The sequence below is a fragment of the Sphingobium sp. TCM1 genome (assembly GCF_001650725.1).
Classification (GTDB): domain Bacteria; phylum Pseudomonadota; class Alphaproteobacteria; order Sphingomonadales; family Sphingomonadaceae; genus Sphingobium.
Genome location: NZ_LXVX01000020.1, coordinates 52,338 through 75,269, shown reverse-complemented (window position 1 = coordinate 75,269; position 22,932 = coordinate 52,338). Strand labels below are relative to the sequence as shown.

The 22,932-nt window shown below is 61.5% G+C and carries 15 protein-coding genes and 1 pseudogene; 6 read left to right on the top strand and 10 right to left on the bottom strand.

The features are described 5' to 3' along the window. The 9 genes from A7Q26_RS15005 to A7Q26_RS14965 all read right to left on the bottom strand — a co-directional run bounded on the left by A7Q26_RS15005 (window position 1) and on the right by A7Q26_RS14965 (window position 9,663). Window positions 1-1,557: a carboxylesterase/lipase family protein gene (locus A7Q26_RS15005; protein ID WP_232313813.1), complete on the bottom strand. Its 1,557-nt coding sequence runs from the start codon at window positions 1,555-1,557 to the stop codon at window positions 1-3. Then, the gene (locus A7Q26_RS15000; protein WP_084439149.1) at window positions 1,554-2,444 is read right to left on the bottom strand and encodes a LysR family transcriptional regulator; all 891 of its coding nucleotides are present in this window, start codon (window positions 2,442-2,444) and stop codon (window positions 1,554-1,556) included. Before A7Q26_RS15000 ends, A7Q26_RS15005 begins: the two co-directional genes overlap by 4 nt. A gap of 41 nt (window positions 2,445-2,485) precedes the next feature. After that, complete coding sequence (gene kdgD / locus A7Q26_RS14995; RefSeq protein WP_066861243.1) at window positions 2,486-3,406, bottom strand: 5-dehydro-4-deoxyglucarate dehydratase; 921 nt, start codon at window positions 3,404-3,406, stop codon at window positions 2,486-2,488. 313 nt (window positions 3,407-3,719) lie between these two features. Then, window positions 3,720-4,679 (bottom strand): fumarylacetoacetate hydrolase family protein, encoded by a 960-nt coding sequence (locus tag A7Q26_RS14990; protein WP_066861240.1) that lies wholly within the window; start codon window positions 4,677-4,679, stop codon window positions 3,720-3,722. 2 nt (window positions 4,680-4,681) lie between these two features. Next, window positions 4,682-5,461 (bottom strand): cyclase family protein, encoded by a 780-nt coding sequence (locus tag A7Q26_RS14985; RefSeq protein WP_066861237.1) that lies wholly within the window; start codon window positions 5,459-5,461, stop codon window positions 4,682-4,684. Next, window positions 5,458-6,615 (bottom strand): alpha/beta hydrolase family protein, encoded by a 1,158-nt coding sequence (locus A7Q26_RS14980; RefSeq protein WP_066861234.1) that lies wholly within the window; start codon window positions 6,613-6,615, stop codon window positions 5,458-5,460. The genes A7Q26_RS14985 and A7Q26_RS14980 overlap by 4 nt, the downstream gene beginning before the upstream one ends. A 3-nt stretch (window positions 6,616-6,618) precedes the next feature. Continuing rightward, entirely contained in the window at window positions 6,619-7,521 is a 903-nt protein-coding gene (locus A7Q26_RS14975) for a VOC family protein (protein WP_066861231.1), read from the bottom strand. Window positions 7,522-7,553: 32 nt separating this feature from the next. Next, complete coding sequence (locus A7Q26_RS14970; protein WP_066861229.1) at window positions 7,554-8,669, bottom strand: FAD-dependent oxidoreductase; 1,116 nt, start codon at window positions 8,667-8,669, stop codon at window positions 7,554-7,556. An 88-nt stretch (window positions 8,670-8,757) separates the two neighbouring features. Next, complete coding sequence (locus A7Q26_RS14965; RefSeq protein ID WP_066861226.1) at window positions 8,758-9,663, bottom strand: LysR family transcriptional regulator; 906 nt, start codon at window positions 9,661-9,663, stop codon at window positions 8,758-8,760. A gap of 315 nt (window positions 9,664-9,978) precedes the next feature. On the opposite strand from A7Q26_RS14965, the gene A7Q26_RS14960 reads away from it, so the two are divergent. Then, window positions 9,979-12,366 (top strand): TonB-dependent receptor, encoded by a 2,388-nt coding sequence (locus A7Q26_RS14960; RefSeq protein ID WP_084439148.1) that lies wholly within the window; start codon window positions 9,979-9,981, stop codon window positions 12,364-12,366. An 86-nt stretch (window positions 12,367-12,452) separates the two neighbouring features. Beyond that, window positions 12,453-13,004 (top strand): annotated as a pseudogene (locus A7Q26_RS25960) (sugar-binding domain-containing protein); the annotation flags it as partial. 3 nt (window positions 13,005-13,007) lie between these two features. Here A7Q26_RS25960 and A7Q26_RS25955 read toward each other — a convergent pair. Further along, the gene (locus A7Q26_RS25955) at window positions 13,008-13,253 is read right to left on the bottom strand and encodes a hypothetical protein (protein ID WP_232313821.1); all 246 of its coding nucleotides are present in this window, start codon (window positions 13,251-13,253) and stop codon (window positions 13,008-13,010) included. Here A7Q26_RS25955 and A7Q26_RS14955 point away from each other — a divergent pair. The 4 genes from A7Q26_RS14955 to A7Q26_RS14940 all read left to right on the top strand — a co-directional run bounded on the left by A7Q26_RS14955 (window position 13,152) and on the right by A7Q26_RS14940 (window position 22,931). Next, window positions 13,152-15,146, top strand: coding sequence for a glycoside hydrolase family 2 TIM barrel-domain containing protein (locus A7Q26_RS14955; protein WP_232313820.1), 1,995 nt, complete (start codon window positions 13,152-13,154; stop codon window positions 15,144-15,146). The two genes, A7Q26_RS25955 and A7Q26_RS14955, sit on opposite strands and share 102 nt — an antisense overlap. Window positions 15,147-15,560: 414 nt before the next feature. Beyond that, entirely contained in the window at window positions 15,561-18,449 is a 2,889-nt protein-coding gene (locus A7Q26_RS14950; protein WP_066861220.1) for a TonB-dependent receptor, read from the top strand. A 147-nt stretch (window positions 18,450-18,596) separates the two neighbouring features. Next, window positions 18,597-20,567: a glycoside hydrolase family 97 protein gene (locus tag A7Q26_RS14945; RefSeq protein WP_066861217.1), complete on the top strand. Its 1,971-nt coding sequence runs from the start codon at window positions 18,597-18,599 to the stop codon at window positions 20,565-20,567. Between the two features lie 66 nt (window positions 20,568-20,633). Continuing rightward, window positions 20,634-22,931, top strand: coding sequence for a heparinase II/III domain-containing protein (locus tag A7Q26_RS14940; protein WP_198162953.1), 2,298 nt, complete (start codon window positions 20,634-20,636; stop codon window positions 22,929-22,931). Window position 22,932 lies beyond the last annotated feature (1 nt).

Genomic DNA, 22,932 nt, shown 5'->3' with positions numbered 1-22,932 from the left:
TCAGCCGCCCGGCTTGATATAGGGGGCAACGGCGAACAGCAGCCGTTCTTCCCGGCGCGGATCATTTTCGACCCGCACATTCCGATCGAAGATCATCGTCGCACGCTGCTCAAGGGTGAACTGCGGCCAGTCGGGCATCCCGCGATGGCATGGAGTGCCGGTCCGCGCCAGGGCGACGAAGGCGTCAGCCATCTGCCCGGCCAGCCGACGCGGGTCGGGGCCGGTGCCTGTGCGCGCGCCCTGCGCGCCGACATTGTCGAACACCAGCGGAATGTCGAGTGTATGAAATGCTCCCAATATCCCGCCTGCGTCCGGGCAAGGAAAGTCCAACTGGTACATCCATGTCGGCGCGCCGATGCGGGCGCGCTCCTCGGCCTGGATGAGGTGGCCGGGCCATGACCGCCCGGCCGTCGAGGCGGCGAGCAGGATCTGGCCGGGACTGCGGTCGGGATAAAGTTGGCGATAGCGCCGGATGACATGGTCCGGCGCGAGATCCTTCACGGTCTCGCGCACCAATCGTTCGGGCAGATTTTCCCAGGTCGTATCGCCAGCGCGCAGGGTCTTTTCGATCCAGAGCGCGGTCTCGTCATGGGTGTTGCCGACGATCAGCGGGATATGCGCCGCTTCGCGGGGAGCATCGGGAAAGAAAGGATGCCTTCCCAGCACGACATGATCGAGCGTCGAGGTGAAGCTGATCTCGCCCCGCCCCTCCAGCGGATCAGTGGTTGCCATGGCCTCCACCAGCTTTTCGATCGGCATCCGCATCAGCGCCGCCACATCGGGCGCGCCTGCCCTTTCCATCCACGCCCTGGCGCGGACGGTTGCGTGCATCGGGCCGGCGGCGGTGACATGCTGGCCGCTCATCGTAGCGGCAGAGTGGAAGAGCGGGCGCGCTTCGGCCATTGCCATCAGGGTCACGACCTTCGCCCCGCCGCCAGACTGCCCGAAGATCATGACGCGATCGGGGTTGCCCCCGAAAGTCGCGATATTGTCGCGCACCCATTGGAGAGCGAGGATGATGTCGAGATTGCCGACATTTCCCGATTCCGCCGGCCCGCCAAGCTGGGCGAGATAGGCATAGCCCATCGCCGCCAGCCGATGGTTGAGCGTGACCACCACCACATCGCCGCGCCGCGCCAGATTTCCACCATCATAAAGCGGGTCGCTGCCCGAGCCATGGGCGTGTGCGCCGCCGTGGAGATAGACCATGACTGGGCGCTTTCCGCGATCCAGCGCAGGCGTCCAGATATTGAGGAACAGACAATCCTCGGATGTCGCTTCGGTCGGCTTGCTCTGCGGTGCCGCCGGGCCATAGCCTGTGGCGTCGGCAACGCCCTCCCAAGCTCGGGGCGGGTCGGCGCGACGAAAGCGTGCCGCAGATGTGTCTGCGCCATAGCGGACGCCGCGAAAGACCAGGACATCGTTCTCGATCGTGCCACGCACCTGTCCATGACGCGTTACCGCGATCGGGCTTGCGCGCGGGAATGTCCGCGCCGAACAGACTATCGGTGTGGCCGCCATCCCGGCGAGAAGGGTCCGGCGGCCAATTTGCGTCACGCGGTGATCTCCGTGCATAGTTGGCGCATGGCGGGAAGCGCCGGATTTGCATTGTCGCGCCGCCAGGCCATATGCAGTTCGACCGGCTTTTCCTGCGGTGTCATCAGGCGCCGGAAATGGACGTCGTTCATATGCAGGCCGGTTGCGCTTTCGGGCACGATGGCAGCGGCGACGCCTGCGTGAACGAGTCCCAGCATCGAATGAATCTGCGTCACATGCTGGATGTAGAGCGGTGCGGCCTGCGCCTCATTGAAGAGGTTTTCCAGCATGTTGTGGAAATAGGCCGCGCCTTGTCGAGAATACATGATGAGCGGCTGACCGTCGAAATCTTCGGGAGCCAGCGCTGCCATCGCCTTGCGCGGATCGCCGGGGGGCAAAGCGACAAACAGCGGCTCGTGGAGCACGCAGGCGCTGTCGAATTCGTGCCGGTTGACCGGCGGGCGAACGAAGCCGATGTCGACGAGGCCCGTCAGCAGCGCATCGACCTGATCGCCCGATACCATCTCGCGCAGTTCCAGCTCAATATTGGGGAGAACGGCCCGCGCCTGCGCGACGATACGGGGGACGATATTATAGCCCGACACCGCCGTGAAGCCGATAGCGACGCGCCCGGCATCCCCCTTCGCCACACGGCGCGCCGAAAGCGCGGCGCTATCGGCCAGTCGGACGATCCGGCGAGCCTCGATCAGGAACACGCCCCCAGCAGGGGTAAGGCTCACCTGGCGGCTGGTCCGTTCGAGCAGCTGGACATCCAATATGCGTTCGAGCAACTGGATCTGGCGGCTCAAGGGCGACTGGGTCATGTTGAGCCGCTGGGCGGCACGGCCGAAGTGCAGTTCTTCGGCGGCGGCGACGAAGCAACGGAGCTGGCTGAGTTCAAACATCATGCCAGACTATCCGTGCTTGCCGCCCTAGTCACGTCGCCCGATCAGACCGACGTTGCGCGTTCGATCAGGGTGCGCAGGTCCGCTTCCTCCGCCGCCGACAGGTCCGTGAGCGGCGAACGAACCGGCCCGGCATCGCGTCCAATGACGCGCATCCCAGCCTTGACGATGGAAACGGCATAGCCGCTGCCCCGGTTGCGCAACGCAATATAGGGGAGGACGAAATTGCGCAGTCCTTCCATAACCTTGGCCTGATCGCCCGCGCGCACCGCCTTGTAAAAGGCCAGCGCCCATTCCGGCATGAAATTGAAGATGGCCGAACTGTACGTGGTGACGCCCATGGTCAGATAGGGGGTCGCGAAGGTTTCCGCCGTGGGCAGGCCGCCAATATAGGTCAGCCGGTCACCCATGCGGGCATAGATGCGGGTCATGAGTTCGATGTCGCCCACGCCGTCCTTGAAGCCGACGAGGTTGGGGTTGCGATCACACAGGCGCGCAAGGGTTTCGTCGTTCACGATGGCATTGTCGCGATTGTAGACGATGACACCCAGACCCGTGGCGCGGCAAACGGCCTCGATATGCGCGGCCAGCCCCTCCTGCTTGGCGTGCATCAGATAGGGCGGGAGCAGAAGCACACCGTCGGCGCCTGCCGTTTCAGCGTCACGGGCAATACCGGTGGCGATGGCCGTGCCGTAGCCGCAGCCGGAAATCACCGGGATACGACCGTTGGTTTCGGCTACCGCCGCGGCGACGACCTTTGCCACCTCGTCGGGGGTCAGGGAGAAGAATTCGCCGGTGCCGCCCGCAGCGAACAAGCCCGTCAACTCATGGCCCAGCATCCATCCGCAATGCTCGCGATAGGGGCCTTCCAGAAATGCGCCTTGCGCATCGAAATGGGTGACCGGAAAGGACAGCAGCCCCTGGCCCAGTTGGCGCGCCAGATCAGTGGGGCTAAAATGGCTCATGTCTAGAAATCTCCTCTCCTGGACGGGCTGCATCCCGCCCGGTGTTCATATGGAGGGAGATAGGCGCTGGGCGAAAATCGGTCCAAACCAAATGCGCGCATGATCGATGCACGGCTTGGCTTGATGACCTCTGCCTTGATGATCAAGGGTTCGCCATCCTTGCCCCGATGCACACGGAAGGTGACGATCCTGTGTCAGCCTTGGCAGGCGCGTCAAAACCGTGGAAGCCCCGGATGTGCGATTTCTTCCGGCATCGGACAACAGCCAGTTTTCCGGTCGATGAACATTTCGCGGCAATCCGCTGAAAGCCGGATCAGTTCCTGTTCGGGACGACCCTTTGTTCGATAGTGCCGAATGGGCCGTTCAGGGCCTTCATCCGGACCCGGTCGCCAAAGCTGAGGAACGGCGTTTCCGGCTTGCCGCCGGCGATCATCTCGATCGCGCGCCGTTCGGACAGGCAGGACGAGCCGACCGTGCGATAGTCGGAATTGGATACGGTGCCCGACCCGATGATCGTACCGGCGACCAGATCGCGGGTGCGCGCTGCATGGGCGATGAGGTCGTGGAAACCAAACTCCATCTCTCTCCCATGGGGTTGGCCGAACCACTGGCCGTTCACGGTAACTTCCAGCGGCAGATGGACCCGGCCATCGTCCCACGCGTCGCCCAGTTCGTCGGGTGTCACGGCGAAGGGGGCGACCGAGCAGGCAGGCTTGGCCTGGACCCAGCCGAAGCCGGTCTTCATCTCGATCGGCGCGATCGTGCGCAGCGACCAGTCGTTGATGAGGATGACGAGTTTCACATGAGCAAGCGCCGCGTCGGCGGGCGTCCCCATCGGCACGGCGTCGGTGATGATGCCGAATTCGCCCTCGAAATCGATCCCGTCCGCTTCGCTGGGGAGCGCCACATCGGCGCGACCAGCCAGGAAACGGTCTGAAAGGCCCTGATACATCAGCGGCCGATCCGTCTCGATCGGCGGTAGGTCGAACGCCTTCTGCATCAGTTCGCCATGCTGTGGGAAGGCCGACCCGTCGAGCCATTGCCAGGCGCGCGGCAGCGGGGCAAGCAGGCGATCCTGGTCGAGCGGCTCGCCCTCACCCCGCTCCAGCCGCTCGGCCAGCGCGCGAAGCGCGGGTTCCACTCGCTCCCATTGTTCGATCGCCTGTTGCAGCGTGGCGCCGATCCTGGCGGCCGGCAGGCAATGCTGCGCATCGCGCGAGACGACGACGAGACAGCCATCAGGCTGGCCATTGGCGAGCGTGGCAAGGCGCATGGCTACTCCTCGAAGATGGCGACGGCGCGGGTCCAGCCGGCTGAAGCGCCCTTGATCTTGTGGGGAAAGCAGCTGACGGTGAAGCCATTGCCCGGCAGCGCTTCGAGATTGTGCAGCTTCTCCAGGTGGCAATAGCCGATGTCGCGCCCCGCCTTATGCCCTTCCCAGATGAGCGAGGTGTCCCCGGTCTCCTTCACCTTCTCCGCCGTGTAGCTGAACGGCGCATCCCAACTCCAGGCGTCGGTGCCGGTCACCCGGACACCGCGGGTGGTGAGGTACATGGTCGCCTCATATCCCATGCCGCAGCCGACATTGACGAAGTCCGCCCGCCCCAGCGCCTTGCCCGCCGCAGTATTCACCAGCACGATGTCGAGCGGTTGCAGGTCATGGCCGATACGCTGCAGTTCCGCCTCCACATCCGCCGCCGTCACGACATAGCCGTCGGGGAAATGGCGGAAGTCCAGTTTGACGCCCGGACGGAAGCACCAGTCCAGCGGCACCTCATCGATCGTGATCGCCCGCTGCCCCCCATCCATGGTCGGTGAGAAATGCCAGGGCGCGTCCAGATGCGTACCATTATGCGTGGTAAGCGTCACCCATTCCGCCGCCGCAAAGCCCTCCCCGCCCGGCGTTTGCTCGGCGGTCACGCCGGGGAAGAAATGCTGCAACTCTTTCACGGTGTCCTGATGCGTCTCATAGCTGATCTTGGGCCGCATGAAGGGCGGATCGGACACGACGTCATTGTCGAGCGTGATCGACAGATCGACGAAGCGACGGGTCATGCGGTCTTACCTCCGAGCGTTTCGGCGAACCAGTCCGAGATCAGATCGCGACCATAGGCCATATTGTCCGCGCCGACATGCTCGACGCCGCCTTCGCGGGGTGTGAAGATGACCTTCTCGCGCCGCGGCGAGTTGACCAACTGGTCGTACAGATCATCAGCATAGGCGACACTGATCTGCCGGTCGCTGGCGCCATGGGTAACGAGGAAGGGCACCTTGATCCGGTCCATATGGCCGTTCAGGTTCATCGCTTGCGACCTGGCGAGGAAATCCTCCTGGTCGCGCGCGCCGAACGCCCAGTGGACATGCGCCCAATAGTGCGGCACAGGGTTCTCACCTTCGCGCGCCATGCGCTTGTCCTGCACTTCGCGCCAGTTGTGATTGGCGCCCCACACCGCGCCGCTGGCGAAGCGCGGTTCATAGGCGACTGCGCGGGGCGCGAAATGGCCGCCCAGCGAAATTCCGGTCATGCCGATCGCCTGTGGATCAACTTCAGTCTGCTGTTCCAGCCAGTCCACCGCCTTGCTCGCCCAGCTTTCGCTATGCGGATCGACGGGCAGATGCTGAAGCCGCAGCGCTTCGCCCGAGCCGGGCTGATCGACGCAGAGGGTCGAAATGCCGCGCCGCGCCAGCTCTTGTGGAAGGCGCGTCCAGTAGAGCAGTTCCTTGCAGCTATCGAGGCCGTTGCAGAAGACGACGACGGGCTTGCGCCCTTCGCCGGACGCGCGCGTGAAGAGGGCCGGCATGGTGCCCGCCTCAAGCGGGATCTCGACCCGCTCGCGGTTGATCCTGCCAAGCTGGGTCGAGCGATCGAACGCTGCGCGCGCCTTGGCATAGCTTTCCTTGCGGCCCGGCGCTCCATGCCCCTGCATCCGCTCGGCGGTGAAGAGGTAGAGCGAAGCGCGTTCCAGCTTGTTGGAGGCGGAGAAGGCGCGGCCTTTCGCCTCGTCCTCGGCGGCAAGGTCGAGCAGCTTGTCCCCCATCGCCACCCACGCCTTCATGAACATCGGTGTGCCCGAGTCGGCGCCATTGGCCGCCGCGTCCCGGATCGGCTGGCACATGTCGATGATCTCGCCGATCTGCCCGCCACTCTCCATCGCGATCGCGACCGACAGGTTCCAGATATAGTTGGGAAAATATTCGAACAGAGCCATGGCTTACGCGTCCACTGCCTGGAACAGGCCTGCGTCGGCCTCTGGATGCGGCATGGTCTGTGGACCGCCCACGCCGATGCCCCACTGATCCATCACCTTCGGCCCCGGCACATGGACCTTCGCCTCGTGGGCGTCGAAGTCCACATGCTCCAGTTCGGACGTATATTCGACCGCGAAGCCGGCGGGGGTGGTGAAATAGCTGAACGTGTTGTTACCGGCCGTGTGCCGTCCCGGTCCCCAGCGAATATCGGTACCCTTCTGGCGGAGGCGGTTGATGCCAACCATCATGTCGTCGAGGGAAAGCATGTCATAGGCGACATGGTTGAGGCAGGGCGGTCCGGGCAGGATGGCGATGCGATGATGCGCCGCATTGCAGCGCAGAAAGCACATGAAATCGCCAAGCCAATCGCTGACCTTGAAGCCCAGCACATCGCAGAACCAGGCCACCAGCGCCTGATGATCGGGCGAATGCAGGACGATATGGCTGATCTTCTGCGGCACGCCTTCCCAGCGGGAGAGATCACGCGGTTCGCGGCGGGCGACATCGCTCAAAATCTCGAAGCTCAGGCCATCGGGCGAGAAGAAGCGAAAACCATAGCCGCCACCCAGCGTCGTCAGATCCCTGGGCGCAAAGATGATGCGCGCGCCGGAGGCCGCGACCCTGTCATGCAATGCATCGACATCGGCTCGGCTGTCTGCGGCCAGCGCGATCACGTCGATACGCTTCTCTACCCCCGCGCGCAGCCGCACGACATACAACTCGTCGCCCCCATCAGCGGCGAAATGCACCATGCCCTCCGTCTCTCCAGCCTCCACCAGCTTCCACTGTTCGGCATAAAAAGCGCGTTCGGCCTCTAGGTCAGGAACGGCATAGCCCACATAACGAATTTCCGTGACACGGCTCATGATAGCAAACTCCCGTGAAAATTGTGCGCGCCTCAGATCGGCTGCGCGACGATCTCGAACATGGCATGGGTGGCCTTTGCGTTGTCGACCGGCGGCCCCCGACCGATCTGGCCATGGCAGATCGCAAGACTTTCACGCACGATATACGCGCAGCGCTGGAAACGCCGGTCGCGGTAGGCCGTCAGGGCCGTCTCCATATCGTCATGGCGCGACAGTTCATCGGCCAGCACCAGGCTATCCTCTATCGCCATGCCCGCGCCCTGCCCCAGATGCGGCGTCGTGGCATGCACCGCGTCGCCCAACAGAACCACTCGCCCCTGGTGCCACGGCCCGTCGACCAGCAGCCCTTCGAGCGGGCGATAGACCACCTCTTCATCATCGGTGATCTGCTCCGCCAGCGCACGGATCGCCGGCGCCGTCCGCGCTAGCTTGCCACGCATGGCAGCTGCCAAACCCTCCTTGGGATAGCGGGGATTGCCCGGTTCCGGAGTGGTCACATACATGTACATCAAGCTATCGGAGATGGGCACCAATCCGACGCCCGTCGGACCATTATAAACCTGCAAGGCATCCAGGCCTGCCGGACGAGCGAAATTGTAGCGCCATACGGCCTGACCGGTAAACTGCGGCGCCGGCGCGTCCGGCAGAACGCCAGAGCGAGTCTGCGAATACACGCCATCAGCGCCAACAAGAAGATCATAGCGTCCCGAACCACCATCGGAAAAGCGGACGGTCACACCCTCGCCATCATCCTCTATCGTTTCGGCTGTCAGGCCCAGCCTTACGCTGGCGCCACTGGCCAAAACTCTGTCCCCAAGCACTTTGTGCAGCGCGCGGCGACCAATCCCCACATTGGCGGGCCTGCCCTCTACCAGCCTGGGCGATGGCACTCGCGCGACCATATTGCCGTCCGGAAGAAATATCTCCACCGCGTCGAAACCCACGCCCGCAGACAGATAATCGTCCAGAAGGCCAAGTTCGGCCATGGCGCGCACGACGTTCGACTGCTGTATGATTCCGACCCCGTAGACAGACCAGTCTGGGTCACGCTCGATGACGTCGACATCATGGCCCTTCGCGCGCAACGCGATGCCAGCGGTCAATCCGCCAATGCCGCCCCCAATCACGAGAATATTCAGCGCTTCCAAGTTCCGCTCCCGACTCTTGTTCCGGAAGCAATCTTAGACAGTCAGGAAAATTTCAAAATTCGATTGTTTGGATCAAAAAATATCCAGATTATGGATTGGTGGATGCGGTGCGAAGTTGTTCGCGCAGCCATTTCAGGCCTTCATCGGCCGCTCTGGTCTGATGGAACTGAACCATTTCCTTCATCACCGGAAACGGGAACGGCATTGGTGTCGTCCGGATCGGGAAGATTCGACATGCGGCAATCGCCAGTCGCTCATGCATCACGGCCAGACGATGCGTGCCCGTCAACAGCCAAGGCACCGTCGCGAAAGAGGAGGCGCTCACCTCGACACGACGAACCTTCCCCATCGAGATCAGGGTTCGATCAGCGAAGGAGGCGTTGAAGCGCGCCCCGATAACAACTGCGACATGTCCCGCCGCGAGGAAGAGCTTTTCATTCAATTCGCCATGAAGCAATGGATTTTCAACCCATCCGGCAACAACATGCTCTTCCTCGAACAGCAGTTCGCTCGGATGATCGGGTGAGAGAAATTCCTGCGGACTGATCATCAGGTCCGCCTTGCCATCAGCAATGAGTTGGGTGCTGTTCTCTCCCGGCGTGATGAGGTGGATTGTTACGCCGGGGGCTTCGCGCGCGAACCGGGCAAGAAGAGGCGAGATTATGGCTGACACGACATAATCCGACGCAACGATACGAAACGCGCGCTGTGATGTCGCGGGATCGAAGCTAACTGACGTCGCGAGCAGGGATTCTATATTGCCCAGACTTTCGCGTACCAGCGGGACCAGGCTTTCAGCGAAGGCCGTCGGGTACATGCGCTTCCCGTGGGTTACGAGAAGTTGGTCGCCGAAATAGTCGCGCAGGCGCGACAGCGCCGCGCTCATGGCTGGCTGAGAAAGATTCATCTGTCGCGCCGCCGCCGAGACCGAGCGGGTTTGCATCAACCCGTCAAAGACCGCGAGGAGGTTGAGATCAAGACCACGGAAGCGCATTCAGATATCCATTTGGTGATTGGATAATGATCAAATCTACCGGTTCAACCTATGATGCAATGCTGAACTGACCCTCCATTCGAAAAACGCATTTCGACCACCGGCTCGGGTCCGGTGATCATTTCCTCCGTTACGCGACAACCCAGACGGTCGCATGGCCCGCTTCAGCCATTCAGACACAGGAGAACGCAACGGTTTTTCGGTCCGCCCACCACAATATATAAATATTATGGATCAATATTAAACCATATAATCGATTTTCCTGCCCCCAAAAATTGGTCTAACCAAAAGGCCAACCAAAACGGGGAGGATCATATGCGCTATACTGTCTCGGTCTCCATCCTTGCGCTCGCGGCAGCGATGCCGATGATCGTTCAGGGCCAGGATCAGGTTCCGCCTGCCCGGGACGACAGTGCGGATGCACCGGTCGCGGGCGAAATCATCGTGACCGCACAGCGCCGCAGCGAGAGTCTTCAAAAAGTGCCGGTGAGCGTGACAGCGCTCAGCAGCGAGACGCTGACATCACGAAACCTCAACGATCTGACGCAGGTCGCGCGCGCGGCTCCAACGCTGCAAGTCGGTATCGACAATTCCTTTGCGGTTCGCGGGGTCGGCACCCTTGCCTTTGCAGGTACGGTCGACAGCAGTGTCGCCCTGGCCATCGACGAGGTGAATCTTGGTCGCCCCTTGCTCAACAGCCCGTTGCTCAACGATCTGGAACGGGTCGAAGTGCTTAATGGTCCGCAAGGCCTGTTGTTCGGCAAGAATGCGTCGGCAGGTCTGCTCAACATCGTGACGACCAAACCGGTCATCGGCGAATATTCGAGCACGACCAATATCGAGGCCGGGATGCGCGACAAGCCATCCGAAAAGGGCAGCGCCGCTACACTGATTGCGCGCGAGACGCTCAACATTCCGGTATCGTCCAACTCGGCGCTGCGCGTTTCGGGCCTTTACTCCTATCAGGAACCCGCCACCAGCTATGTGGGCACGCCAAACCCCGGAACCCGCCACGATTTCAATGCGAAAAGCTACTCGATCAAGGCGAAATATCTGCTTGAGGCGACGCCCGATCTGACGATCTATCTGATCGGCGACTATAACGAAAATCACGGCATTGCCGGCATTTTCGATAATAGCTTCCGCCAGATGGACGCCACCAGCACCAACCTCGCTCCGCTTGCACGCGACGGGATCACCCCGGGGACAGACAATTTCGAATTTGGCGGCGACGCGAGCCAGTTCCGGGACGTCAAGACCGGCGGCGCGCAGGGCAAGTTCAGCTATCAATTCGGATCTGGCTGGGAAGTGAGCAATCTTTTCGCCTGGCGCTTCTACGATCAGAACCAGTCGCTCGATGCAGACTATCTGACCGGAAACGGGTTCAACACCAACCGCACGAAAGCGGGATATGATCAATATTCCAACGAACTGCGCCTCGCCCTGCCGTCCGGCAATCGCCTGAGCGGGCAGGTCGGCCTCTATTATTTCAAGTCGACGCTGGACCTCAGCCGACAGCTTGGCGGCAACAGCTTCCTGCCGGCCGTCGTGACTTCCGGCTATCCCTTCTGCGTGGGCGCGACGGCCATTCCCGGCGCATTCCCGCCCACCTGCTCGGTCAGCAATGTGGCTCAAATCGGCAGCGACGTGTCCTATACACTCAATACCGAAAGCTATGCTGGCTTTGGCCAGCTGACCTACGATGTGACCGATGCGCTGAAAATCATCGCCGGTGGTCGTATCACTCGCGACAAGATCGACATCGACCTGCTGCAGAACCAGCTCAACTATTTCTCTGCGCTGGCAGGGCCGCGCGGACGGTTCGCACAGGAATATTCGAACACCGACTTCAGCTGGAAGCTGGGCGCTCAATATCAGTTCTCGCCTACGGTCATGGCCTATGGCTTTTATGGTCGTGGTTACAAGGGTCCCGGCTTCAACGACAGCTTTCCGAGGGCGACGGCCGATGTGGTGGTACGCGAGGAACATTCCGACACGGCCGAGTTCGGTATCAAGAGCGCCTTCTTCAATCGCCGGGTAACGCTGAACATATCCGCCTTCCATACCAAGTTCAGCAATTTCCAGGTACAGGCCTTCAATCCCATGACCGTGTCGTTCCAGGTCCAGAATGCGGCGAAGGTCACATCGAAGGGGATCGAAGCATCCTTGTTCGCTTCATTGGTCGACGGCCTGTCGATCAACGGCAATGTGGCAGTGCTTTCGTCGAAATTCGACGATTTTCCCGGCGCGCAATGCTATCCAACCCAGACCAGCATGGGTTGCTCGGCTACAGTCTCGACCTTCAACGCAGGCGGTCTGACGCTGCCGGTTTCTCCCAAGTTCACATCCAGCCTTCAGGCTACCTACGAATTTCGGATGGGTGGTGAGGTCAAGCCGTTCATCGAGGGCAACTGGTATCACCGTTCCTCGATAAACTATCTGGTCAATCAAGCCCCCGGTGCGACGGTGGGTGCGGTGGACATATTAGGTGCGAGCCTCGGAGCCAAAATCGGCACCCTGCGCGTCGCACTCTTCTGCAAAAATTGCACCAACAAGCTGGTACCGACTGCGATCGGGGTCGATTCCGGCGACGCCAATGCGCGCAATGCCCGCGGCCAGGCAACACCGAAATTGTCCTACACGCAACAATTCGGCCTGGATTCCGTTCGCACGATCGGCCTCTCTGTCGGGTTCAAATTCTGATAGCCAAAATTGAGGATGCCAGGCACTGGGCGTGCCGGGCATCCCCATGACAGAACCGGATCGATCAGGTGGAGAGGCCTTCGTTCATGCACCCGCTTACAAGCATCGTCGCCCTGCTCGCTGTTGCCGTGCCGGTTGTCGCTACACCCGTCTGGGCGAGGACCGATCCTTCTGCATCCGTGGAAAATGGGCCGCGCTCCTCCATCCTTCTTTCGAAAGGATGGCGGTTTGACTTCGGCGAGCATCCAGGGGCCGAACGACCCGACTTCGATGACGCGAAATGGACCCTGGTAGACGTTCCGCACAGTTGGAACCGGGTCGGCTATTATCTCACCCCTGCGAGCACCACCGCAAATCGGCCTGAAAATGTCAACAAAGCGCAGGGCACCGGATGGTATCGGCTCGCCTTTCGCGCCGATGATGCTCTCCGGAGCAAGCGGACCTGGCTGGAATTCGATGCCGCAAGTCGCATTGCCAGCATATGGCTGAACGGCCAGTTCCTGGGTGAACATAAGGGCGGCTACTCACGCTTCCGCCTGGACGCGACAAAGGCATTAAGGCCCGGTGGAGCGAACATACTCGCTGTGCGCGTCGATAACAGCAGGCCCGCCCCGGGCTCATCGACGGCCGATGTCCTGCCGCTAACCGGCGATTTCTTCGTGCCGGGCGGCCTTTATCGTCCGGTTCGGCTGGTCAGTACGGCAGACGTGCATTTCGATATGATGGATCATGGCGGCCCAGGCATTCGAGCGACGACCCGGTCCATCGACGCGGGTGCCGCCACCATCGACATCGAAGCGAAGCTGCGAAGCGAAGCTGGCGATGTGCGCGGCCTGCGGATGGAGGCACGCCTGCTGGATGCCGAAGGAGCGGTATCGGCGCGCCATGAACAATCCCTCTCCTTCACCGCGCGGGAAAGCAGGGCGACAGCAACGCTGAAATTGCCGTCCGCGCATCTGTGGCAAGGCACGGACGATCCCTATCTGTACCGCCTCTCTATCCGAATTCTGGATTCCAGCGGACGAATTGTCGACAGCGTCGAACAAGCTTTCGGCATAAGGCAGATGCAGTTCGACGCGAAGCGTGGCTTCGTCTTGAACGGAAAGCCCTATCGCCTGCGCGGTGTCGGTTATCATCAGGATCGCGAGGACAAAGGCTGGGCGATCACGACTGCCGATGTCGAACAGGATGTTGCGACGATGCGCGAAATGGGCGTCAACAGTATCCGCCTCACGCATTACCAGCACGGCCAGGCCATCCATGACCTTGCCGACCGCTATGGTCTGGTCCTGTGGGACGAAATTCCTCTGGTGTCGGCATGGACCCTGGGGGATGCCAAGGAGGCGACCCCCGACCTGATCGCAAACGCCCGCCAGCAATTGAGCGAACTGATCCGACAGAATGAACACCATGCATCGGTTGCGTCATGGGGCATCGCAAATGAGGTGGACTTCGGCAACTCGCTGCCCGCTTTCCTGACCAGCTTCACGGGCGCGCCGCCCGATCCCTTGCCGCTGCTCAAGGCGTTGAACAGAGCCGCCAAGGCCTTGGACCCCAGCCGTCCCACTGCGCTTGCGACCTGCTGCGAAGGACGCCTGTTCGCGCCCGGCGTCGAGGTGCCGATCACCGCGCCCGAGGCTGACCTGGGCGGCGCGAACCGCTATTTCGGATGGTATTATGGCAAGCCGCATGAGGTTGGGTCGAGCCTCGACGCGCTGCACGCACAACGCCCCGCCCAAGCTCTCTCCGTCACCGAATATGGTGCGGGGGGTGCCACGACGATCCATACGGACAATGTGCTGGGCGGACCGGTCGATTCCCGAGGGCGCGCGCAGCCCGAGGAATATCAAAGCTACGTCCACGAACAGAATTGGGCGCAACTTGCAGCCCGGCCCTACCTTTGGGCAACATGGCTATGGGTCGGCTTTGATTTTGCGAGTACGGTGCGTAGTGAAGGCGACGCACAGGACATCAATACCAAAGGCCTCGTCAGCTTCGATCATAAGCTGCGCAAGGACGCCTATTATTTCTACAAGGCCAACTGGTCCGAGCAGGCAACCGTCCATATCACCGGTCGCCATTACACCGACCGCGCCTACGCCGTGACGGACGTGCGGGTTTACAGCAATACGCCATCGACTCAACTGTTCCTGAACGGAAAAAGCCTCGGCACCCTTGCCAGCTGCAAACAGCATGTCTGCGTCTGGCAAAATGTGCGGCTTGTTGCTGGAACCAATGTCCTGACTGCGCACGGCAGCATCCAGGGGACCACCGTCAAAGATCGAGTGGAATGGCGCCTATCGCCAGCCAGGGCGCGAACCGTTCGCATAGACAGCGGTGCCCTGGTTGCCGCGAAAAGCGCGATCGGCCTTTACGGCTCCGATAATTTCTTCGAGGGCGGCGAGGCTGGCTCGATCGTCGAGCCGGCCAACTTTGGCAAACCCGCCACGCCGATATCAATCGCAGGCACGTCCGATAGTGCGGTCGTAGCAACCTATCGTGAAGGTAACTTCCATTATCGCATCCCGCTCGAAAATGGGCGCTACCGCGTGAAATTGACCTTCGTCGAACCTTCGGTGGCTGGCAATGCGCGGCGTTTCTCGGTGTTGGCCAATAACAGGGTCGCTATCGACGATTTCGATCTGGGCAATGCGTCGCGAGCCGCCAAGACAGCCGTGGTACGAAGCTTCTCCGTCGCAGTCGCCGGGGGCCTGCTTGATCTCCACTTCAAGCCGATAACAGGCCAGGCGATTGTTTCTGCGATTGACGTTGTCCGCTGACCGCATCCTGCGTCTCGCTGCAACAACGATTATTGCCGAGGTTCTGCCACAAGCCGCGCCCTCCTGTCCGGTCGTTGCCGTCCCCCAACTGGAGATTGATTGGGCGCTGACTCCGTCCGGCATCCGCTAAGCAGTTGCTCGAAAGGAAAAAGAAGCGCGTGCTGCGGGATCGCGCTTTTTGCCATCTTGAACTCCAGCGCTTTCCTGAATCAGCAATTTTTCATCAATATATCTGATATTTAGCGCGAGCGAAGCGACCGCCCGCCCCTGTGCGATAGACAGTCCGTAATCTGTTGAATGGATCAACCCGCCAATTAGACTTGCAGCCTGATCCTGATATCGATATCATGATGCTATCGATACCAGATATCTTGGCGTAGCGCCGGGTGTCGGACGTGAAAAGGAGGAGGGGATATGCGTAAGATCAGAAAGGCGACTGTCGCGCTAATGGCGACCGCCATGGCTATGCCTGCCATGGCACAGGATGCAAGCACACAAGTCGATGCTGACCCATCGATCGCCGACATCGTCGTCACGGGCCTAAAGGCAAGCCTTCAAAACAGCGCACAGATCAAGAAAAACACGATGGAGATCGTGGATTCGATCACCGCCGACGATATCGGCAAGCTGCCCGACCCTAATGTCGCGGAAACGCTGACCCGGGTTCCGGGCGTCCAGGCTTATCGGTTCGGTGGCGAAGCGGCGTCACCTGTCGGCAATGGCTCCGGCCTCACCATCCGCGGGCTTACCGGCCAAACCGGCTCCCGCGTGGATGGACGCGCTTATTTCACGGCCGGCAGCCGCGAATTCAACGTCGAGGGTGCAAGCCCAGGCATGGTCGCGGGTCTGGACGTCTACAAGAACCCATCGGCCGACCATATCGAAGGGGCCATCGGCGGCCTGGTCAACATCCGCACCCGAAAACCATTCGACTTCAAGGATATGGCCGCATCGGCTGCCGTCGGCGGACGCTATAATGATCTGGGCAAGAAGCTGACGCCCGAATATTTCGGGATGCTTTCCAAGCGCTGGGATCTGGGCGACGGCGGCGAACTGGGCGTGCTGGTGGCGGGCAGCTATTCGCAAAGCTTCAATCGCGGCGACAATACGCCGTCTGTTGGCGGTACGCAGTTCCGCCGCGCCATCCGCGCCGACAGCGCCGAATATGCCGCCAATATCGGCACCGGCCTCAACCTCAATCCCGCCCTGGCCGGCCGGTCGGACGTCACCTATCTGGCCGACGTGAACCCGACAACAATTGCCGCGGCAGACCGGCAGAACCTGCTGTCGGCGGTCGGCGTGCAGAACAACATCGCTCAGGAAGATTACCGGCGCACGCGCAAAGGCTTCAACGCCGCGATCCAATGGGCCCCTAACCCCGATCTGCAATTTACTGTCGAAGGCAATTTCAACGACTATCTCTATCACCAGAGCTATCGATTTCTGAACGGCGTCGACAGCCGTTATGCTCAGGGCCTGACCACGCAAGCCTTTTCGATCGACGAGATGCTGGCCAATCGCAATGCGAATGGCGGCAGCAACGATCTCCTGTCCGGCCAGCGCATCACCGGCGGGACATTCCTGAATTCGACCTTCACCTCGATCGGGGGCGACGAGCATCGCCGGTTCAAAACCTATGTCATTGCCGGCAACGTCAAATGGCAGGCGACCGATCAACTGGAGGCCAAGTTCGATTTCTCCTATGTCAAGGCCGACCAATATCAGGATAACCGCTCGGTCACGCTCGCTTCCGCGCCCGGCTTGAGCTGGAACACGACCCGCACGCTCGGAACACCGCAGCGCGTCTCGATTGCCGGTCCCGATCTTGGCGCGGCGACAAGCTGGGTGTTCAACAATTACGCCAATGGCACCAACCAGGTGTGGGACGACAGCGGGATCGCGGCCGCACTGGACCTGAAATATTCGGTCGACAGCGACTTCTTGAAGTCCGTCAGGGCCGGCGGCCGCTACGCCACGCAGAAGGATCGCTACAATAATTACAGCTTCGCCGGCAAGAATCTGACCACCAATGGACTTGCCCTGGCGGCGGATCGTTCCAATGCGATCCCGGTTTCGTCCATGGCGGACTTGGTGGAGACGTCGCCGACCAATTTCATGAACGGCGAAGCGGGCTATCGCGGCGGGTTCTTGGTCTTTTCGCCGGGCGCCCTGCTGGGCGACAATGTGAAGAACCGCTTCCCGCTCGCGGGCATCCAGGCGGAAGATTCGCTGACGGAAAATCTTATCAACCGCCGCTATTTCAGCGAGAAGACCTATGCGGGATATGCGCTAGCCGACTTCGGCTTCCTGGATGACCGGATCAAGGGCAATGCCGGTGTCCGCGTCGTCAGGACCGACACCTTCGTCCAGGCGCGGATCATCCAGCCCGGCACGACGACCATCATCCCCAATGCCAGCTCGTCCTCCTATACCGACGTCCTGCCCAGCTTCAACCTGACCGGTTATGTCACGCCCGATACGCTGGTGCGGTTCGGTTACAGCAAGGGCATTACGCGACCCGAGCTTGCATCGCTCAACCCGACGCTGGTGCTGGACGTCAACAGCGGCAACGGATCGCTCGGCAACCCTGCCCTTCGCCCGCAAAAGGCAGACAGTTTCGACCTGTCGTTCGAGCATTATTTCTCGCCGATCAACTATGTTTCGGCTGGCCTGTTCTACAAGAAAATCGACGGCTTTTTTGCCGGCATATCTTCGTGCCAGACCGTTGCGGGCGCCCCCACGCCCATTTCGAATATCAACTGTTCGGGCAACCAGTATTTCCTGACGCGAACCGAAAATGCCGAAAAGGGCACTGCCAAGGGCATCGAACTCGCCGGCCAGACCTTCTTCGATTATGATTTCGTGCCGGACTTCCTGCACCGCTTCGGGGTCGTCGGTTCCTTCACCTATGTAGAAACCAAGAACCCGCTGACGCTGAACGGGCAGCGCGTCACCACTATGCAGCCGCTGACGTCGAAATATTCCTATTCGGTCGCGGGACTGTATGAGAATAATGCGATCTCCGCGCGTGTCGTCTACACATGGCGATCAAAGGCGGTGCTGTTCGGCGTAGCGGCCAACCCGATCGATGGCCGTTACATCCGATCCTTCGGGTTGCTGGACGCATCCCTCAACTTCAAGCTGCCGCATAATTTTTCCGTGTCGCTCACGGCATCGAACCTTACCAACCAGGCGGCGGATCGCTTCGTCGGCGAACCGGGCCTGGCGACGGGCATCGAACGCCAGCACTTCATCAATGGCCGCAATTTCGGCGCAACGTTGCGTTACAGCTTCGGCAGCTGACCCCCCCCGGAACCGGGGCTGTCGCAGATCGCGGCGCCCTGGCTCCTTTCACCCTGATGGCCCGCTGATCGGGACATGAACTGAACATATCTGCTGTACGATGAACGTCGCAGATCAATCCTTGAAGGCATAGGCGGGAGAGCATCAATGGCGTGGAAACCAGCGCGGCGATCGGTTCTGGCGGCGATCGGTGCAGCCGCCGTCAATGGCGCAGGCGTTGCCTTGCCGGCCCGCACGCCATCGCAGCGCCCTGCCCTGACCGTCACGTCCCCCAACGGCAAGCTGGTGGCGTATCTCGATCTCCCGAGCGGAAAAGCCGATTATCCGACATGGTCGGCGACCTTTGACGGAAAGCCGCTGCTGGAACGTTCGACCCTGGCGCTGACACTGGCCAATGGCCGCCTGCTGGGCCCTGGCGGGCGCTATATCGACCATGTCATTGAGGCGATCGACGCAAGCTGGACGCCGCCATACGGGATCGCGTCGACTTATGACGGCAAGGCCAACCAGATCGAAGCCCGGTTCGAGGATCGCCGCACGCGCATCCGCTTCGCGATCCGGCTGATGGCCCATGACGATGGCGTCGCCATCCGCTTCGTGCTGATGGCGGCACCGGGCAACAGCGTGCAACTGGGCGGCGAAGCGATCGAGCTTCGCCTGCCAGCCGGCAGCGAAATCTGGAGCAGCCGCGACGAAGGCGAATATGCCCGCTCTGCGCCGGGCCGGATCAATCCCGTTCCGCATCCCGATTTGACCCGCAGCACCGACAAGGGCGCGTTCGCCGACACCCCGCTGCTCGTCACCACGCCAGCAGGCCTCGCGCTGTCGGTCAGTGAGTCGGATCGGCTGCACTATCCGCGCCTCATGTTCCAGCCGGGGAAGGACGAGCAGAGCGTCGCCACGCGACTGATGCACTTCCCTGGTCGCGCGACGGGCTATTCCGGTCCGGGCGAGACCCATGCGGCGCCGATATTTTCGGTCCCGGTGCCGTTCACGACCCCGTGGCGGCTCATCATCGTCAGCGAGCGCCCTGCCGGACTGATCGAAAAGGCCGGGCTTATCGCTACCCTCGCGACGCCAAACCGGCTGGGTGACACTGGCTGGATCAGGCCGGGCCGCGCCTTTCGCATTCGCAAGCCCTATTCGCTCGCAGGCGCCATGGAAGGCATTGCGTTCGCTGAAAAGCGAAAGCTGGATTACATCGAATTCGATGCCCACTGGTATGGCGACGGCACCGACGCCAGCGACGCGACCCGCCCGATCGACGGTCTGGACATGCCCGCCATCGTCGCGGCTGCGGCGAAAAGGAACATCGGCACGATCCTGTATGTCGACCGGGTGCCCGCCATGCGCCAATTGCCCGACATCGTCGCGACCTTCCGGCGGTGGGGCGTCGCCGGCATCAAGTTCGGCTTCATCTGGGAAGGGCGGCAGGAAGATGTCGATTTCATCTACGACCTGGTAAAGACATGCGGTGAGAACCGCCTCTTGGTGAACCTGCACGACAATCTGCGCCCTGCCGGCCTGGAGCGGACATTGCCAAATTATGTCGCGCTCGAAGGCGTGCGGGGCAATGAGCAGTTTCCGACCGCACGGCATAATGTGACACTCCCGTTCACGCGCGCCCTGTCGGGGCCGATCGACTACACGATCTGTTACGACCATTACAAGAATCTGACGACCAACGCGCATCAACTGGCGATGGCCGCCGTCTATTATAATCCGCTGACCTTTCTTTACTGGTACGACGTTCCGTCCAAATATGCCGTGGGGGCGTGGCCAGCGCTGCAATGGTTCGACGAATGCCCCACGACCTGGGACGAGACCCGCGCCATCGATGGACGACCGGGTGAATTTGTCGCGGTCGCAAGACGCCATGGCAAGCGATGGTTCCTGGGGGCGATGACGAATGAGGACGCACGCAGCATTACGGTTCCGCTCGCCTTCCTTGGCCAGGGCCGTTGGCAAGCGACGATCTTTGCAGACGGCGCCGCAGGACAACAGCCGCGCGCCACCCCGGTCATGATCTCCAGACGAACCGTCACAGCCGGAGACCGCTTGCAGATCGCCATGCAGCCGTCCGGCGGGCAGGCCGTGCTGTTCGAACCCACCGCTTGACACACCATGCAGCATATTCGCCGCCGGGCATCAGCGGCACCACGGACGGAGAGAATGTACATCCGCATGAGACGCACCCTCGCCCTGCTTGCCATCCTGCTGCCGCCCGCGTTGGCCAGCGTTCAGGCCGTCGCCGCCGACGAACCGAGGCTGGCGTTCAACCCCGCCAATATCAGCCGGGTGAAGACGCTGATGGCGAACGATACAGAGGCCGTCCGCCGCTGGGCGGTGCAGAAGGCCATTGCCGACGAGGCGCTCTCCACGACGCCGCGCGGGGATCGCAAGATCGATGCCGCGCTGGAGGCGCTGGCACTCGCTTTCCGCGTGACCGATGATCGCCGCTATGCCGACAAGGCACGCGCCCTGCTGCTGGACCGCGCGGACCGCAAGGACTGGCTGACCGACATGCCCCTGGCGCGCCGCGATCCGCCATGGAAATCGGACCTTGGCATGGGCTATGCAGCGACCAGCAGCGGCATCGCCTATGACGCCATCCGCGCGACGCTGTCCCCGGCAGATCGCAAGCGCATAAGCCAGGGCATCATCCGCGGCGCGATCGAGCCCATCATCAACGACTGGATCGATGGTCGGGCGCGCATCCATGCGCTCGACACGATGGGTCATAACTGGTGGGCGCATATCGTTTTCGGTGCCGGCGTCGCAGCCCTGGCCCTGCGCGATGACGATCCGCGTGCGTTGGAGTGGGCCCGGCGCATCGACCAGGCCAGCGTCGAATGGTATGGCTTCGCCGGCTCCCGGATCGAGAGCAAGCCGCAGACTTACGGGTCTGACGGCGCCTATTCGGAGACGGTCGGCTATGCCGAACTGGGGCTGCACAGTCTGCTGATCTTTCGCCGGTCCTGGGTAGAGACATTCGGCACGCAGCCTTCGCCCATTCCCCACCTGAACAAGGTCGCCGACTATTTCCTTGCCGCCGCCTATCCTCGGAGCGACGGCTGGGTATCGGTGAATTTCGGCGACAGCAGGCCGCCCAGTTGCGGCTGTCACACGCTGGCGGATCTCTGGGCGCTGGGCGACCGGAAACCGGACTATCTGACCTACATCAACGGCTTCGCGCATGTGCCGGAGAAGGACGCCTGGGGGGACGCGACCAACCTGCCCTACCTGCCTGACGCCGCAGCCCGGCAGTCGGCGCAAACCGCCGTCGCGCGGCCACTCACCACGCTCTTCACTAGCCAGGGCTTGCTGACCATGCGCAAGGACTGGAACGCGGATTCTACCTTTTTCGCCCTCAAGTCCGGTTTCACCTGGAATCACAATCATGCCGACGCCAGCAGCTTCGTCCTGTACCACAAGGGCCGCAGCCTGATCGCCGATTCCGGCCATTCGAGCTATTCAACGCCCGAATATGACGGATATTATCGGCAGAGCGTGGCGCATAATGTCGTCACGATCGATGGAAAGGCGGAACCGCCGTCCGACCTGTATGACGGGTCGCATTTCACCGGCGCGATCGACCATCTGATCGACACGCCCGACATGCGTTTTGCCTGGGCCGACGTGACGGGGCCAACGTCTCGCTATTTTCAGCGTAATTTCCGTAATATCTTCTGGATCGGCGACACGATCCTGATCCTGGATGACCTGCGCAGCTGGGATATCGGGCAATATGAATGGCTGCTCCATTATCAGGGGGAAGCCAGGAAGGTCGGCAAGATCGTGCAACTGCGCGACGGCGACGCAGGTGTGGACGTGATGCCTCTCTTCCCGAGCGAACTGCCCGACGGCGGATTGCCGACCGATTACCCCTATGCGATGAAACTGGTCGAGCATGACGGGCTGAAGGATGGCGAGCCCAAGGTCCGGCAAGCCTATCTCGCTTTCCAGCCAGCCGGGAAAAGCGATCGGGAAAAATTCCTGGTCGCGCTGCAACCCCAGGAAGAGGGTAAGGCCGCATCCGCCATCGAGCGGATCGAAGGGCTGAACTGGATCGGCGCCCGGATCATCGGCGCGGACCGGATTACCGAAGTCTATTTCAACCTGCTCGCGGACGGGCGGCTGCGCCATCGCAACGCCAATACGACGATCGCGGGATATGAAACCGACGCCTATATCTTCGCGCTGAGCTGGCCCAGGGGCCAGGCACGCCCGAAGCAACCCGACCAGATGACAGTCATCAACGGCAGCTATGTGCGGCGTGACGGCAGCCTGTTGTTGGACAGCCTGGCGAAAATGTCGCTGCACGTCGATCAGGGTCGCCGCCGCACCGTCACGCTGGGCGTCCAGCCTGATGGCGCTGTTCGACTGGCCTGCAACGCCGACCTGTCGGTCGGCGGCAAAGCGATTGCGTGCAGGGAGGGTATCGGAATCTTTACCAAGCAGGGCAATCGCATAAAGGAATGAT